The 15639-nt window shown below is 73.1% G+C and carries 15 protein-coding genes; 13 read left to right on the forward strand and 2 right to left on the reverse strand.

What is annotated here, in order from left to right:
* Positions 1–28 precede the first annotated feature (28 nt).
* From ABZO31_RS28270 to ABZO31_RS28330, 13 genes are all read left to right on the forward strand, one after another.
* On the forward strand, positions 29–403 hold the full coding sequence (locus tag ABZO31_RS28270) for an acyl carrier protein (protein ID WP_406864128.1): 375 nt from the start codon (positions 29–31) through the stop codon (positions 401–403).
* Entirely contained in the window at positions 397–3042 is a 2646-nt protein-coding gene (locus ABZO31_RS28275) for a type I polyketide synthase (RefSeq protein WP_406864129.1), read from the forward strand. Before ABZO31_RS28270 ends, ABZO31_RS28275 begins: the two co-directional genes overlap by 7 nt.
* A gap of 71 nt (positions 3043–3113) precedes the next feature.
* Entirely contained in the window at positions 3114–3908 is a 795-nt protein-coding gene (locus tag ABZO31_RS28280) for a thioesterase II family protein (protein WP_406864130.1), read from the forward strand.
* Positions 3905–4954 (forward strand): aldo/keto reductase, encoded by a 1050-nt coding sequence (locus ABZO31_RS28285; RefSeq protein ID WP_406864131.1) that lies wholly within the window; start codon positions 3905–3907, stop codon positions 4952–4954. The genes ABZO31_RS28280 and ABZO31_RS28285 overlap by 4 nt, the downstream gene beginning before the upstream one ends.
* Positions 4951–5367 carry a lipocalin-like domain-containing protein gene (locus ABZO31_RS28290; protein WP_406864132.1) on the forward strand — a complete coding sequence of 139 codons (417 nt, stop codon included), beginning with the start codon at positions 4951–4953 and terminating at the stop codon, positions 5365–5367. Before ABZO31_RS28285 ends, ABZO31_RS28290 begins: the two co-directional genes overlap by 4 nt.
* Positions 5368–5470: 103 nt before the next feature.
* Positions 5471–6292, forward strand: coding sequence for an SAM-dependent methyltransferase (locus ABZO31_RS28295; RefSeq protein ID WP_406864133.1), 822 nt, complete (start codon positions 5471–5473; stop codon positions 6290–6292).
* 193 nt (positions 6293–6485) lie between these two features.
* Positions 6486–7814, forward strand: coding sequence for a cytochrome ubiquinol oxidase subunit I (locus tag ABZO31_RS28300; RefSeq protein WP_406864134.1), 1329 nt, complete (start codon positions 6486–6488; stop codon positions 7812–7814).
* A gap of 42 nt (positions 7815–7856) precedes the next feature.
* A complete protein-coding gene (locus tag ABZO31_RS28305; protein WP_406864135.1) occupies positions 7857–8843 on the forward strand; it encodes a cytochrome d ubiquinol oxidase subunit II in 987 nt (328 codons plus the stop codon).
* A gap of 155 nt (positions 8844–8998) precedes the next feature.
* Positions 8999–9928, forward strand: coding sequence for an NAD-dependent epimerase/dehydratase family protein (locus tag ABZO31_RS28310; protein ID WP_406864136.1), 930 nt, complete (start codon positions 8999–9001; stop codon positions 9926–9928).
* A 73-nt stretch (positions 9929–10001) separates the two neighbouring features.
* On the forward strand, positions 10002–11132 hold the full coding sequence (locus ABZO31_RS28315) for a nucleotide disphospho-sugar-binding domain-containing protein (protein WP_406864137.1): 1131 nt from the start codon (positions 10002–10004) through the stop codon (positions 11130–11132).
* 44 nt (positions 11133–11176) lie between these two features.
* Positions 11177–11641: a hypothetical protein gene (locus ABZO31_RS28320; RefSeq protein WP_406864138.1), complete on the forward strand. Its 465-nt coding sequence runs from the start codon at positions 11177–11179 to the stop codon at positions 11639–11641.
* 195 nt (positions 11642–11836) lie between these two features.
* Positions 11837–12547, forward strand: a complete 711-nt coding sequence (locus ABZO31_RS28325) for an antibiotic biosynthesis monooxygenase family protein (RefSeq protein WP_406864139.1) — start codon at positions 11837–11839, stop codon at positions 12545–12547.
* A gap of 70 nt (positions 12548–12617) precedes the next feature.
* A complete protein-coding gene (locus ABZO31_RS28330) occupies positions 12618–14192 on the forward strand; it encodes an MFS transporter (RefSeq protein ID WP_406864141.1) in 1575 nt (524 codons plus the stop codon).
* A 124-nt stretch (positions 14193–14316) separates the two neighbouring features.
* Here the strand turns inward: ABZO31_RS28330 and soxR are convergent, their stop codons facing one another.
* Both soxR and ABZO31_RS28340 read right to left on the reverse strand, forming a co-directional pair.
* Positions 14317–14772, reverse strand: a complete 456-nt coding sequence (soxR, locus tag ABZO31_RS28335; protein ID WP_406864142.1) for a redox-sensitive transcriptional activator SoxR — start codon at positions 14770–14772, stop codon at positions 14317–14319.
* 130 nt (positions 14773–14902) lie between these two features.
* On the reverse strand, positions 14903–15589 hold the full coding sequence (locus ABZO31_RS28340) for a ScbR family autoregulator-binding transcription factor (protein ID WP_406864143.1): 687 nt from the start codon (positions 15587–15589) through the stop codon (positions 14903–14905).
* Between the last annotated feature and the right edge of the window lie 50 nt (positions 15590–15639).

Genomic DNA, 15639 nt, shown 5'->3' on the forward strand with positions numbered 1-15639 from the left:
GGAAACCGGGAAGAAGACGGGTGGTTGCATGAATGCGCGAGCGGACGGCGTCCTCGGCGGTGGGGACGACTTGACGTCCCTGGTGTCCGAGCTGTGGTGCGAGGCGCTCGGGCTTCCCGAGGTGAACCCGTCGGACAACTTCTTCGACCTGGGCGGGCATTCGGTGCTGCTGCACACCGTGCAGAAGCGGCTGTACGAACGCCTCGGCCGCGACATCCCGCTGGTCGAACTGTTCCAGTACCCCACCGTCCGCTCGCTCGCCGACCACCTGGGCGGCGCCACGGCGGACGAGGGCCCGGCGGCGGGCGGACGGCTCGCCGGGCCGGCGAGCCGGCGCGTCGCCCGGCGCACCGGGCCGGGCACCCGGGCGACCGGGTACGGCGAGGAGGAAGAGGCATGGTGACCCCCACGAGCACGCGTCCGGACGGGGGCGACGAGGCCGCGTCCGACGAGGCCCTCTCCGGCCCCGGACAGCAGATCGCGATCATCGGCATGGCCTGCCGCTACCCCGGCGCGGACAGCCCCGAGGCCTTCTGGCGGAACCTCGCCGACGGCGTCGGATCCGTCACCGTCTTCCCCCCGGCCCCCGTCCCCGGGTCCCGCGCGGACGGCGCGGCCGCGCACTACACCCCGGCCCGCGGACTGCTCGACGACCCCGCCCACTTCGACGCCGGCTACTTCGGCTACTCGCCCCGAGAAGCCCGCCTCATCAGCCCCCAGCAGCGCCTGTTCCTGGAGTGCGCCGCCCAGGCCCTGGAGGACGCGGGCCAGGACCCGGCGCGCAGCGCGGCCACCTTCGGCATCTACGGCGGTGGCACCGAGAACGGCTACGGGCAGATCCTGCGCGACCGGCGGCACGAGCTGCCGGGCGTCACCGACTGGGACATCCTGATCGGCACCGCCCCCGACTACCAGGCCACCCGCGTCGCCTACAAGCTGGGCCTCACCGGCCCGGCCGTCACCGTCCAGGCGGCCTGCGCCACCTCCCTGGTCGCGGTCCACCTGGCCGTGCAGGGGCTGCTCCACGGCGACTGCGACGTCGCGCTCGCCGGCGCGGCCGCCGTCCACGTGCCGGACAAGGTGAGCCAGTACACCCCGGGCGGCATCATCTCCGCCCGCGGGGAGTGCCGTACCTTCGACGCCGCCGCGGACGGCACCGTCGGCGGCGACGGCGTCGGCATCGTGGTCCTCAAGCGGCTCGCCGACGCGCAGGCCGACGGCGACCGGATCCTCGCCGTGCTCCGCGGTACCGCCGTGAACAACGACGGCGCCCACCGCGTCGGTTACACGGCGCCAGGCGTCGAGGGCCAGACCGCCGTGATCCGCGAGGCCCAGCTCGTCGCCGAGGTCGACGCCGGCACCATCGGCTACGTCGAGGCGCACGGCACCGCCACCCCGCTGGGCGACCCCATCGAACTGGCCGCCCTCACCGCGGCGTTCCGCCGCGACACCGACCGCACCGGCTACTGCTGGATCGGCTCCGTCAAGACCAACATCGGACACACCGACGCCGCGGCGGGCGCCGCCGGGCTGATCAAGACGGTGCTGGCTCTCCAGCACCGCAGCATTCCGCCCAGCCTGAACTACGACAAGCCCAACCCGGCGATCGACTTCGACGCCGGCCCCTTCCGGGTCGCCACCCGGCTCACTCCGTGGACCGCGGACGACACCCCGCGGCGCGCGGCCGTCAGCGCGTTCGGCATCGGGGGCACCAACGCCCACGTCATCCTCGAAGAGGCCCCGCCCCGCCCGGCGTCGGCGCCCGCCCCCGCGCACCAGTTGCTGGTCCTGTCCGCCAGGACCCCCGAGGCGCTCGGCGACGTGGCCGGACGGCTCGCCGCACGGCTGCGCGACGATCCGCCCGGCGCGCTCGCCGACGTCGCCTGGACCCTGCAGACGGGCCGCCGGGAGCACGACCACCGCGCCTACGCGGTGGTGCGGGACACCGAGGGCGCGGTGCGGGCCCTCACCGGAATCGCCGCAGGGCATCCGGCGGACGCCATCAGCAGGCGGGCCGAGCATCGCGAGGCGGTCTTCCACTTCACCGGAACCACCGGGCGGGCACCGGCCCGTGGCCTGTACGAGGCCGAACCGGCCTACCGCAGGGCCGTCGACGCGTGCTTCGCCGCCGCCGAAGGCGACGACGCGGTCGTGCAGGCCTTCGCCCACGCGTACGCGACGGCCATGACGTGGATCCAGTGGGGCATCCGGCCGGCCTGTGTGCTCGCCACCGGTGCCGGCGTCGCGATCGCCGCCGCCGTCACCAAGGTCCTGCCGGTCGCCGACGCCGTGCGGCTCGCCGTCGCGCACGCCCGCAGCGGCGGCGCCGAGGCGCTGCGCGACTACGCCGAGCTGTTCCGCGAGGCGTCCCCCCGGCCGCCCCGGGTGCCACTGGTGTCCGCCGCGCTCGGCCGGCGGCTCACCCAGGAGGAGGCCGCCGACCCGCTCGCCTGGGCCCGCGCCGCGCTCCAGCCGGACCAGGAGCTGCTGGACCGGGCGCTGTCCGAACTGCGCGCCGACCCCCGGCTGGTCCTCCTGGACGTCGCGGCGGACGGCTCCCCGCCCGGTCCGGACGCCGACCCGCCCGCCGACGACCATGCCGCGGCGCTCGACACGCTCGGCAGGCTCTGGTCGGCCGGGTTCCCGGTGCGCTGGCGGCAGGTGCACGGCGGGGTGCCCCGGGCCCTGCTGCCGCTGCCCGGCTATCCCTTCCAGCGCGAGCTCTTCCTCGTGGAGCCCCTCGCGCAGGACGGCCCGCGGCCGGGCGAGAGCGCGGACGGGCCCCGGCCGGCCGGACAGCCGGACGGGGGAGGGGACGAGGTCCTGCCCACCGTGCTGCGGCTGTACGCCGAGATCCTCGGCTTCGACGAAGTCGCCCCGTCCGACGACTTCTTCGACCTCGGCGGCGACTCCCTCATCGCCTCCCGGCTCGCCGAACGCATCCGCGAGGTCTTTCCCGTCGACATCGACGCGCTGTCGGTCTTCGAGTCGCCCGAGCCCGTTCAGCTGGCGGCGGCGATCGAGGAGCTCCTGGCTCCGTGACGGCCCCGAGGCCGTCCGCCGGGCCGACACCCCCCTGTACCCGACCGACCACCGGACCCGGAGGAAACCCCATGCCACCCAGGACAGGGCCACCGCGCTGGCTGTCCCGCCGCCGGGAGCGCCCCGACGCCCCGCTCAACCTGTACGTCTTCGCCCACGCGGGCGGATCGCCGGGCGAGTACCTGCTCTGGTCGGACGCCCTGCCGGAACTCCAGGTGTGGGGCGTGCAGCTGCCCGGCCGCGGCGCCCGCCTCAGGGAACCCGCGCACACCGGTATCGGGGAGCTCGTCGAAAGCCTGGTCACCCAGGTCCGGTTCACCGGACCGTTCGTGCTGCTCGGCCACAGCTTCGGCGCCGTCGTGGCGTACGAGACCGCGCGAGCCCTGCGCACCAGGGGCCTGCCGGAACCCGAGCACCTCTTCCTCTCCTCCTGCCCGCCGCCGGACACCCTCGGCACCGCCGGCTCCGGCCGCCCGATGCACACGCTGCCCGACGACGCGTTCCTCGCGGAGGCCGAGGAGCGCTGGGGACCGATGCCCGAGGAGGTCCTCGACGACCCGCGGCTGCGGAGACTGGTGGTCGAGCCGCTCCGTGCCGACCTGGGCGCCCTGGAGACGTACACCCACGCCCCGGAGCCGCGCCTGCAGGTGCCGGCCACCTTGCTCACCGGCACGGGGGAGCGCGGCAGGCTGAGCGTGGACGGCTGGGCGGACCACCTCGGACCGGTCACCGGCCGGCACGAACTGCCCGGCGGCCACTTCTACTTCCGTGAGGATCCGGGCCCCGTGCTGGAGGTCCTCCGCACGACGACGCGACACATCGCCACCACCGGGCAGAAGGGAGTGGCGGCACAGTGGACCACATGACGTTCGGCCGCCGCTGCGGTCTGCGTGTCTCCGCCTACGCCCTGGGCACCGTCAACTTCGGCACCAGCTGGGGCGGCGGCACGGAGCGCGGCGAGGCCCTGAAGATCCTCGACCGGTTCGCCGAGGCGGGCGGCACCTTCCTCGACACCGCCGACTGCTACAACGACGGCGAGGCGGAGACGCTCCTGGGCGAGTTCCTCGGTTCCCGGCGCGACCAGTTCGCCCTGGCCTCGAAGTACTCCTACGGGACGGGCCCCGAAGCGGGCGTCCAGACCACCGGGAACTCCCGCGCCAACATGATCCGTTCCGTGGAGGCCAGCCTTCGGCGGCTCGACACCGACCACATAGACCTGTACTGGGTGCACTTCCCGGACACGGTCACCCCGGTCGACGAGATCGTGGCCGCGCTGGACGACCTGGTGCGCGCGGGGAAGATCCGCTACGCGGGCCTGTCCAACTTCCCCGCCTGGCAGACCTCGCGCGCCGTCACGCTCGCCGAGCTGCGCGGCTGGTCGCCGCTGGCCGGCATCCAGACCGAGTACAGCCTCGTCGAGCGCACCGCCGACCGGGAGCTCCTGCCCATGGCGGACGCCCTCGGGCTCGGGGTGGCGCTGTGGGGGCCGCTCGGAGGCGGGCTGCTCACCGGCAAGTACCGGCACAGCTCCGAGGGCCGGCTCACCGACTGGGGCGGCCGCATCATGCGTACCGAGTCCGACAGCCGGCGCACGGCCCTCGTCGACGAGCTGCTGGCCGTGGCCGACGAGGCCGGGGCGCCGCCCGCCCAGGTCGCCGTCGGCTGGCTCAACGCCCGGGCCGGCGCGGCCGGTACCGCCCACATCCCGGTCATCGGTCCGCGTACCGCGGAGCAGCTCGACGGATACCTGGCCGCACTCGACCTGAAGCTGTCCGACGAGCACCTGGAACGTCTCGACGCGGTCAGCGCCGTCCCGCTCGGCTCCCCGCACGAGATCGTGCAGGCGTCCCGCGGCGTGCTGCTGGGCGGCGACCCCGCCCGCTTCCGCCCGACCACCCCCACGGTCGCATGACCGGCGCCGGCCGCCCGCGGCCCGCCCCGGGGACCGCGGACGCGACGGCACTGGCCGGGGTGTGGCGTCTCGTCTCCTTCCACACCGTGGACGAACACGGCGCCACGAGCCCGGGGCCCCTCGGAGACGACCCCACGGGCCTGCTGTTCTACAGCGCTGACGGTCATGTCGCGGTCCACATGATGCCCGCGGACGGGCCGCCGCAGTACCTCAGTTACGCCGGCACCTGGCATCGCGAGGGGGACCACATCGTCCACTCCCTCGCCGTCGCCGCCGAGCGGGACTGGCTGGGCACCGACCAGAGCCGTCGGCTGCGCCTGGAGGGCGACCGGCTCACGCTCACCGGTACCTCGCTGTCCGGCCCGGACCGGCGCGTACTGGTCTGGCAGCGGCTCGGCCGCGCCACCGTCTGACCCGCGCCCGGCTCCACCACCCACCACCCACCGCTCCACCACCCACCGCTCAACCACCCATCGCTCCACCACCACACCGAAGAACCACCAACGGAGGCTTCGCATGGCTACCACTCCCGACTGGGTCCCCGCGGGCATCGACACCGACACCCCGAGCGTGGCCCGTCTGTACGACGTCTACGTGGGCGGCGAGCACAACCTGGACTCCGACCGCGAGACCGCGCGGTCCGCGCTCGACGCGCTCCCCGGCCTCGACATCGCCATCGGCGCCAACCGCGCGTTCCTGCGCCGCGCCGTCCGGTACGCCGCCGAGCTGGGCGTCAGCCAGTTCCTCGACATCGGCTCCGGCATCCCCACGCCCGGCAACGGCAACACCCACGACGTGGCCCGCGGTGTCATACCGGGCGCTCGGGTCGTCTACGTCGACCACGACCCGGTGGCCGTCGCGCGCAGCCGCGAGATCCTGGAGGGCGACCCGGCCGCGGCCGCCATCACGGGTGACTTCCTGGCCCCGAAGGACATCCTGGACCACCCCGAGGTGCGCGCCCTCATCGATCTGGACCAGCCGGTGGCGCTGATGCTCGTCGCCGTGCTCCACTTCATCGAGGACAAGGACGACCCGTGGGAGAAGGTCGCCCAGCTGCGCGACGCCCTCGCTCCCGGCAGCGTCCTGATCCTCTCCCACGCCTACGTCGCGAAGGACTCGGGCGTGGGGACGACGAGCGAGGAACTGCAGCGGGTCTACAGCGACTTCGGCGCCCAGCTGCAGAACCGTGGCCCCGCCGAGACCGGCCGGTTCTTCGACGGTTTCCGTCTCGTCGAGCCGGGCCTGACGGGCATGGCCGACTGGCGCCCCGACGCCGACACCCTCGCGGACCACCCCATGCAGCACACCGGTGTCGTGGGTGTGGGCCTGAAGGTCTGACGCCGGCCCTTTCCGCCCGCCGCCGCGAACGGTGCGCGGCCGCCGGCCGGCGGCGGGCGGGCCTGCCAGGATCTGACATTCCTCTCACCGGGATATGACCTGACGGTCGATACGATCGGCGCATGGAGTAGCGGCAGTTGGAGTTCTCCGTGCCGGCCGCGCACCTCCCCCTTTCTCTCACGGGAAGTCCCACGTGAACGTCGTTGACCTCGCTCGTCTCCAGTTCGCCGTCACGGCGACGCTGCATTTCCTGTTCGTCGCCCTCACCCTCGGGCTGGTCACGGTCGTGGCCGTCATGCAGACCCGGGCGGTACGGACCGGGAATCCCGAGCAGCGCGCCACGAGAATGCGCCGTGTCCGTTTCTGGGGCGGGCTCTACGTCATCAATTACGCGCTCGGCATCATCAGCGGGCTCACCCAGGAATTCCAGTTCGGGCTCAACTGGTCGGGCCTTTCCCACATCATGGGGAATGTCGTCGGTGCGCCGCTCGCCATCGAGACCATCGTCGCCTTCTTCCTCGAATCGACCTTCCTCGGCCTGTGGGCGTTCGGCTTCGACCGGGTGCCGCCGCGCGCCCACCTCGCGCTGATCTGGGGCGTCACCCTCACCGCGTACGCCTCCACCTTCTGGATCATGGTGGTGAACGGCTTCATGCAGAAGCCGGTCGGCTACGAGATGCGCGACGGCACGGCCTACGTCACCGACTGGGGCGCCATCCTCACCAACGGGGCGACCTGGTACGCGGTGGCGCACCTCGTGGGCGCCGTGACGCTCCTCGCGGGCGTGTTCATGGCCGCCGTCAGCTCGTTCCATCTGCGCCGCGACCGGCACCGGGACTTCTTCCGCCCCACGCTCGTCCAGGGCTCCCTCCTCGCGGGCTTCGGCGCGCTCGTCACCGCGGGCGCCGGCACCGTGCACCTGCTGCTGCTCGAGGGCTACCAGCCCGAGAAGTACACGGTGCTGATGGGCACCACGGGGCCGGAGCTGGACAAGGTGCGGGACGCCGCCGTGGCCGCGTACGGCCAGGGCGACTGGATGCCGCCCGCGTGGGTGGGCGGCGCCTCCCTGCTCATGCTGATCCTGGGCATCCTGCTGGTCGTCCTCACCTGGCTCCCGGCGACGGTCGCCCGCGGCAAGGGGCCGGACGTACCGCTGCCCCGGGGCGGTTTCCGGATGAAGCTGCCCACGGTGCTGCTCCCCATGACCGTCGTGGCGATGATCTGCGGATGGCTCAGCCGCGAGGTCGGCCGCCAGCCGTGGATGGTCACCGGCGAGCTGACGGTCCGCGACGCCATCGGCGACGTGTCCGTCGCCGGCATGGTCGTGTCGCTGGTCGCCTTCACCCTCGTGCTCGGCCTGCTCGCCGTCGTCGACTGGTCCCTGATCTCCCATTACGCCCGCCAGGGGCCGGACGCCGGACTCCTCGGCGCCGGGGACCTGTTCCCCGACGCGGCCCGGAGCGAGGACGAGCGGGACGACACCGACGAGTCGCCCAAGGCCGAGCTGCACCCCTCCTACTGAACCCCCGCCCCTCCACGTACGCACAGCTGACGGGAATACGCCGTGGATGTCTTTTGGTATGCCCTCGTCGGGCTGCTCCTCGCCGGCTATCTGGCGCTGGAGAGCGTCGACTTCGGTGTGGGGATGCTCCTCCCGCTCGCCGACACGGAGACCGGCCGGGCGCGCATGCGCCGTGGTGTCGTACCGCTGTTCCTCGCCAACGAGGTGTGGCTGGTCGCCTTCGCCGGCCTGCTGTTCGGCGCGCTGCCCCTGCTGGAGGGGGAGTTGCTGTCCGCACTGCGCATCCCCGTCGTCCTCCTGCTGACGGCCTGGTTCCTGCGGGACGCCGCGCTCTGGTTCCGTACCGCGCACCCGGGTGACCGGTGGCGGCGGGCCTGGGACGTCGTGCTGCCGGTGTCCAGCCTGGTGCTCGCCGCCGGCTGGGGCGCCGTCCTGGCCGCCCTGACGCGGGGCCTGTCCACGCACGGCAACGGCCACGCCGTGGCCACCGCCGGCGACCTGCTGCACCCCTTCGCCCTGCTGGGCGCGGCCGTCGCCGTCGTCGGCAGCCTGCGTCAGGGTTCCCTCTTCGCGGGCCGCGGCCTGCCGGCGGACACCTCCCTGGCGGTCAGGCTCGGCCGGCTCGACCGGGTCCTCACCCCGGTCCTGCTCGTCCTGCTCGCCGTCACCGCGGCCGTGGGCGCGACCGTCACCGACGCCCCGGTGGCCGTGGCCGTCGTCGCGGTCCTCGCCGCCGCCGTCGTGTACGGCTCCGGGCGCCTCCGGGCGGCCGGACGCACCACGGCCGCGCTGGTGCTCGGCGCCGCGCCGCTGATCGCGCTGCCCGTCCTGGTGGGCGCCGCCAACGGCACCACGGTCCTGGCGACCCGCTCGGGGGACGGCGTCCTGCACCTGTCCCGGGCGATCGCGGACTCCGCCTCGCTGGGGCTGCTCACGGTGACCGTGCTCCCGTTCCTGATCGCCGTCGTGCTCGGGCAGGTGTGGATCTGGCGGGTCTTCGGCCGGGCGGACCACCACCGTACGGCCTGACGGCGTCGGTCGGTTCACGGGATTCCCGGCACTTCACTCACGAGAAACGACCGACTGCCCGGCGGATCGCCGGCAGGAGAAGGAGGCTTCCTCATGACCGGGTTCTGCGAGCGGAACAGGGATCTCCCGGCTCCGCGGACCGTGACGGCGGAGCTGTGAGCACGCCGACGGTCCTGGTGCTGGGGGCCACCGGTTTCGTGGGCCGCCATCTCTGTGCGACGTTCACGACCGCCGGGTACCGCGTCGTCGGCGTGGCCCGTACCGGTGGGGAACACCTGGCCGTCCACCGGTTCGCCGCGTTCGACCTGGCCCGCACGCCCGCCGAGGAGACCGCCCGGTTCCTGGCGGACGAGCGGGTCGACGTCGTGGTCAACTCCATCGGCAGCATCTGGGGCGCCCCTCCCGAGGAGATGGCCGAGCGCTGTACCGCCCCCACCCGCCGGCTCCTCGACGCCCTGCGCCTGATGCCCCGGCGCCCACGGCTCGTCCAGCTGGGATCGGTGCTGGAGTACGGCTCGCCTCCGGCCACCGCCTACGGGCGGGCCAAGCTGGCCGCCACCCAGGCGGTGCTCGAGGCCGGCAGGCGCGGCGAGGCGGAGGCGCTCGTCCTGAGGATCGCCAACGCCGCGGGTCCCGGAACCCCCGACATCAGCCTGCTCGGCCAGGTGGCCGCCCGCCTCAGGGAGGCGTCCGCGCGGGCCGGGAGCGTCGCGGTCGTCGAGCTCTTCGCCCTGCGCGCCCACCGCGACTACATCGACGTACGGGACGTGGCGGAGGCCGTTCTGGCCGCCGCCGTGTCCACGGCGACGGGGCAGGTCATCGGCATCGGGCGCGGAGAGGCGGTTCCCGTGCGCACCCTGGTCGACGAGATCATCCGGATCAGCGGTGTCCCGGCGCGGATCGTCGAGCGGGAGGCCCCGCCCTCGCCGCGGGGCGCCGACGACTGGATCCAGGTCGACACCGGACCGGCGTACGACGTCCTGGGCTGGCGCCCGCAGCGTTCGCTGGAGACGGCGCTGCGGTCCTACTGGGAGGAGAGCGGCGGTGCCGCGATCCGCTCCCCGGCCCTCGAGGACCGGCGGTGACGTCACCGGATCCTGCCCTGCCCCGCCAGGGGCCCTCCGGGCTCCGCAGACCTCTGGAAAGGTTCACAGCTCGATGAAGATTCTGTTTCTCGGCGCCGGCAGCGCGGCGACCGTCTACGGCCTGACGCCCCTGGCGACAGCCGCCCGCACCGCGGGTCACCAGGTCATCATGGCGGCCCCCCGCAGTGTCCTGCCGGACATCGCGGCGGTCGGCCTGACGCCGTTCCCGGCGACGTCCACCCCCATTCCGCACTTCCGGACCAAGGACCGGGCCGGCAACCCCGTCACCGTTCCCGACAACCCGGTGGAGGGGCGGCTGTTCACCGGCCGCTGGTTCGCCCGGCTGGCCGTGGCGAGCATGGAACCGCTGCTCGGCCTCGCCGAGGACTGGCGGCCCGACCTCGTCGTGGGCGGCACGCTCACCTATGCGGCGCCGCTGCTGGCCGAGCGACTCGGAGTGCCGTACGTCCGGCAGACCTGGGACGGCAAGGACTTCGACGGAATCGACCCGGGAGCGAACGAGGAACTGCGCCCGGAGCTCGACGAGCTCGGCGTGGACCGGCTGCCCGACCCGGACCTGTTCGTCGACATCACCCCGCCGAGCCTCCGCCCGCGCAACGCGCTGCCCGCCCAGATGATGCGCTGGACCCCGGTCAACCAGCAGCGCGAGGTCGAGCCCTGGATGTACACCCGGGGCGAGCGCCGCAGGGTCTGCGTGACCGGCGGAAGCCGGGGCCTCAACTTCGACTTCCTGAAGGACATGGTGGAGAAGGTCGCCGCCCCGGACACGGAGGTCGTGGTGGCGGCGCCGGAGGAGCTGGCGGCGAAGCTGCGCGGCGAGCTGGAGGGCGTACGGGCCGGATGGATCCCGCTCGACGTCGTGGCGCCGACCTGTGACCTCATCGTCCACCACTCCGGAGGCGTCACGAGTCTGACAGCGCTGCACTTCGGCGTACCGCAGCTGTCCCTCACCGAGTCGCAGGACGCCGCCTCGCACGCCGCCGTCCTGGACCGCATGGCCGACTTCGGTGCGGGGCTCTCGCTCAAGCCCGGCGAGCTCACCGCCGAGCGCATCGGCGCCGCCTGCCGCGAGCTGCTCGACGACCCGTCCTACGCCCGGCAGGCACAGGCCCTCGCCCGGGAGATGGCCACGCTGCCGCTGCCGTCCGAGGTGGTCGGCGCGCTGGAGCGGCTCACCGCCTGACACCACGAAGCCTCTGTCACGCGACCTCACGAAGGGGACAGCACATGACCAAGCACCTGCGTATGAGCAGCATCGCCCTGGCGGGCGGCATCCTCGCGGCCACCCTGCTCGCCGCCGCGCCGGCGGGCGCCGACACGGCGTCCCACGCATCACCGGCCGGATGCTGGAAGGCCCAGGTGACCGAGGGCGACATGCCGCCCGCCGAGGTGGAGCTGACGTTCGACGCGGACCGCACGCTGAAGCTGACGGGACCGCGGGACGAGAACGGCACCCCGTACTTCACCGGTACCGGCACCTGGGCCCCCCTGTCCGGCGGCGCGTTCCGGTTCACCGTCAGGCACCCGCTCCCGGGCGGGCCGGCCGGCGAGGCCCGCTCCTCGCTGGACGGAGAGCTCTCCTCGACCCGCGCCTTCTCGGCCCAGGGGCAGACGTACCACCACTACGACGACGGCACGGTGGGCGGACCGAGCACCGTCACGATGACGGCGACGCGGGTCTCCTGCGTCTGACCTCCCGGCGACACCGGGGGCGGCGGCACGACGGCCCGCCCCCGGTGCCGTCCCGAACGTCCTTGACTTCAAGACGACTTGAAGTGTGAGCCTGTTTTCCGGTCGACAGCGAGCCGGCCGGAAGGCACGACCCCGTGCGCCGGCGGCTGGTGCTGTGGCCTCACCTGTGACCAGAACCCTCCAGGAGGAGACCCCATGAGCACACCCCCCACCCCCCTGCCCGTGATCAACCGTGACGACTCCGGCGTCGCCGTGCTCAACCGCTGGGTGACCGATACGCCCGACCAGCAGAAGGCGGTGGCGGACGCCGCCCTCGCCGCCTGGGCCGCCGTGTCCTGGCCGGGGGGACTGCTCGCCGTCACCTGCCTCATCAGCACCAACGGCGACACCGTCTTCACCTACGAGCAGTGGGCGGACGAGCAGCAGCTGCGCGCGTTCGACACGGCCACCGCTGCCACGCCGGGACGCGAGGGCATCGACCGCGCGGTCACGGGGGCGGCCGACAAGGTCGAGCAGTCCGCCCCCTTCGTGTGCCGCCTGCGCCGCAGCAGCATCACCGGTCCGCAGAGTGCGGCGGGGTGCGTCGTGGTCACCACGTTCGAGTTCGACGAGGCGGAGACGGCCCGCGCGTGGGCGGACGCGATCTGCCACGCCGAGGCCACCCAGCCCGAGCCCACACCCGGCGCGGTCTCCCGCCACTTCCTCCTGAGCCCCGACGACACCCAGGTCCTCAACTACTCGGAGTGGCTGGACGAGGAGTCCCACCGCGCGTTCCTGGAGAACCCCGCGCAGACGCCCGAGTGGCAGAAGGTCGAGGACTTCACCGGCCTGACGCACGGCCCCGGCCGGCGTTGCCGCCCGTACGGCGCGCTCGCCGCCCCGCTGCCCGGTACGGCCACGGCCTGAACGCCGTGGGTGCGGCAGGACGTCCGCGCACCACGGCGACCGGGTCGGCACACCGTACAGCCACAAAGAAATGGGATCTTCCGTGACCACAGTTGCTCCTCCCCGCGCGGGCCGGCGGGAGTGGATCGGACTCGCTGTCCTCGCCCTGCCCACCCTGCTCCTGTCCATGGACCTCAGCGTCCTGTACCTGGCGGTTCCGCATCTGAGCGCGGATCTGCGGCCCAGCGGCGCCCAACTGCTCTGGATCATGGACATCTACGGATTCCTGATGGCCGGCTTCCTGGTCATGATGGGAACCCTCGGTGACCGGATCGGCCGACGTCGGCTGCTGCTGACCGGCGCCGCCGCCTTCGGCGCCGCCTCCGCGCTGGCGGCCTTCGCCACCAGTCCCGAGATGCTGATCGCCACCCGCGCGCTGCTCGGCATCGCCGGCGCCACGCTGGCCCCCAGCACCCTGGCGCTGCTGCGCACCATGTTCCACGACCCCAAGCAGCGCACCGCTGCGATCGGTGTGTGGACCGTCTGCTTCTCCGCGGGCAGCGTGCTGGGCCCGCTGGCCGGTGGCGCGCTCCTCGCGCACTTCTGGTGGGGCTCGGTCTTCCTGGCGGGCATCCCCGTGATGCTGCTCCTCCTGGTGCTCGGGCCGGTCCTGCTGCCGGAGCACCGCGAGAGCGGAGCGGGCAGCGTGGACCTGGCCAGTGCCGCCATGTCCGTGGTCGCAGTCCTCGGCGTCATCTACGGGATGAAGGACATCGCCACGCACGGCCTGGGCCTGCCCAGCCTGCTGACGATCGTGGGCGGCGTGGCCGTCGGCGCGCTGTTCGTCCGCAGGCAGCGACGGCTGACCGACCCGCTGCTGGACCTCGGCCTGTTCACCAGCCCCCGGTTCGGCTCGGCGCTGGGCATCATGGGGCTCGCCGTCCTGGTGATGTCGGGCACCCTGTTCTTCGTGGCCCAGTACCTCCAACTGGTGCGCGGCCTCTCGCCGCTGCGGGCCGGCCTGTGGATGGTGCCGATGGCCCTGGGCGTCGTCGTCGGCGCGGTGACGACCGCCCAGCTCATCCGGAGGATCCGCCCGCCGTTCGTCATGGGAGCCGGGCTGCTCGTCTCGTGCGGCGCCTTCGTCGCGCTCTCGCAGATGGAGACCGACTCGCCCGTGGGGCTGTTCGCGGCCGGGGTGTTCTGCATGTCGTTCGGTGTCGCTCCGGTGATGATCCTGGGCCTGGAGCTGGCCGTGGGCTCGGCTCCGCCCGAGCGCGCGGGCGCGGCGTCGAGTGTCGCCGAGACCGTCCAGGAGTTCGCGCTCGGCCTGGGTATCGCGGCCGTCGGCAGCATCGGCACCGCGGTCTACCGCAGCGACGTGGACGGCGCGCTCCCGGCAGGAGTGCCCGCCGACGCCGCCCGGGCCGCGGAGGACACCATCGGCGGTGCCGTCCACGCGGCCGGGGAACTGTCCGGGGCCACCGGTGACGCGCTGCTCGCCGTCACCCGCGCCGCCTTCACCCACGGGCTGCAGACGGCGGCGACCCTTTGCGCCGTACTGGCGGCCGTCGGCGCCCTGGTCACCGTGACCGTCCTGCGCAACGCCCGCCCCGCGGAACACCCGGCGGAGGAGGAGGCGGAGGCCCTGGGCGGCACGTCGTGACACCCCGGGCCGCGCCCTCCCGAGGGGAAGGGGAGGGCGCGGCCCGGGAAGCACGGAACGCGGCCGCGCGGCTGGGTGCACACCCGGCCGCGCGGCCGCGTTCTTCGTGGGGTGGCGCCCCGCGTCACCCTCCGGTGAGCCGGGTGGGGCTCCTGCTCAACTGCCGGTGGATGTCCCCCGGGTTGACCAGCGCACAGCGGCCCAGGGACAGACAGCCGCAGCCGATGCAGGAGCTGAGGTCGTCCCGCAGCTCCTGCAGCTGCTTGATGCGGAGGTTGAGATCGTCCCGCCACAACTCCGAGACGCGTGCCCAGTCCTCGCGGGTCGGCGTGCGCTCGTCCGGCAGCAGGGCGAGCGCGGCCCGGATCTCGTCCAGCGAGATCCCCACGCGCTGCGACGCCCGGACGAAGGCCACGCGGCGCAGCATGTCGCGGCTGTAGCGGCGCTGGTTTCCCGGGGTCCGGCGGCTGGAGATGAGCCGCTGGTCCTCGTAGAAGCGCAGCGCCGACGTGGTCACTCCACTGCGTTCGGCCAGTTCGCCTACAGTCAGTTCGGCGGCCTTGCGGGGGGTGAGCGGCATGCCGACAACCTCGGTGACTGATGGATGCTAGCTTTCTGACCCGCCATTAAACCAGCAAGTCGGTTTGTTCTCCAGTGGCGCCCCGGGGCGTCGGGTGCTCAGTCCGAGCCGGCCCGAGCCGCGGGGCGGCTCACTCCGCGGGGCTCGCCGCCTCCATCGCGCGCTGCTTCATCACCGTCTCGTAGACCCGGACCCCGCGGTCCGGCGAGAAGTCGAGCCGCACGAGGACGCCCGGGACGGCGACGGTCGGCATGAGGTGCCGGTAGAGGTCGGTGACCCGCTCCGTCAGGTCCCTTCGTCCCGTCATGATCCGTGACAGGACCTGAACCCCGGTGAACGAGCCGACCAGCAGTTTCGCCAGGCCGTCCGTGTCGACGTGCGGCAGTGTCTCGCCGCACGCCTTGGCCTCCTCCAGCAGGGCCCGGGTGCGCTCCGTCCAGCCGTCCATCGCCGTCCGCCGCTGCAGGTTGTCGATCCGCGTGCCCTGGTCCACGGTCAGCCGTACGCCCGCCTGGATGATGGGATCGCCCGTCTCCGGCTGGAGCAGGTGCGCGAGGAGCAGCGCCTCGTCCATCGACTGCTGCAGCTTCAGTTCCTGCGGCGGGACCTGGGGGAGTGCGTCGACCTGCGCCGCGAGGACGGCCTGGGCGATGTCCTCCTTGGACGTGAAGTGGAAGTACAGGGCGCCCTTGGTCAGTCCCGAGCGTTTCAGGATGTCGGAGATGGTCGTCGCGTCGTAACCGGCCTCGTCGAACACCTCAGCGGCCACGGCGAGGATTCTCTGCCGTGTCCGGATGGCTCGTTCCTGCCGCACCACTGGTACCTCCGCACTGTCCCACCCAGTTGGAAAACCGCTGGGTCCGCATT

This window comes from Streptomyces solicamelliae, assembly GCF_045348655.1.
GTDB classification, from domain to species: Bacteria; Actinomycetota; Actinomycetes; order Streptomycetales; family Streptomycetaceae; genus Streptomyces; species Streptomyces solicamelliae.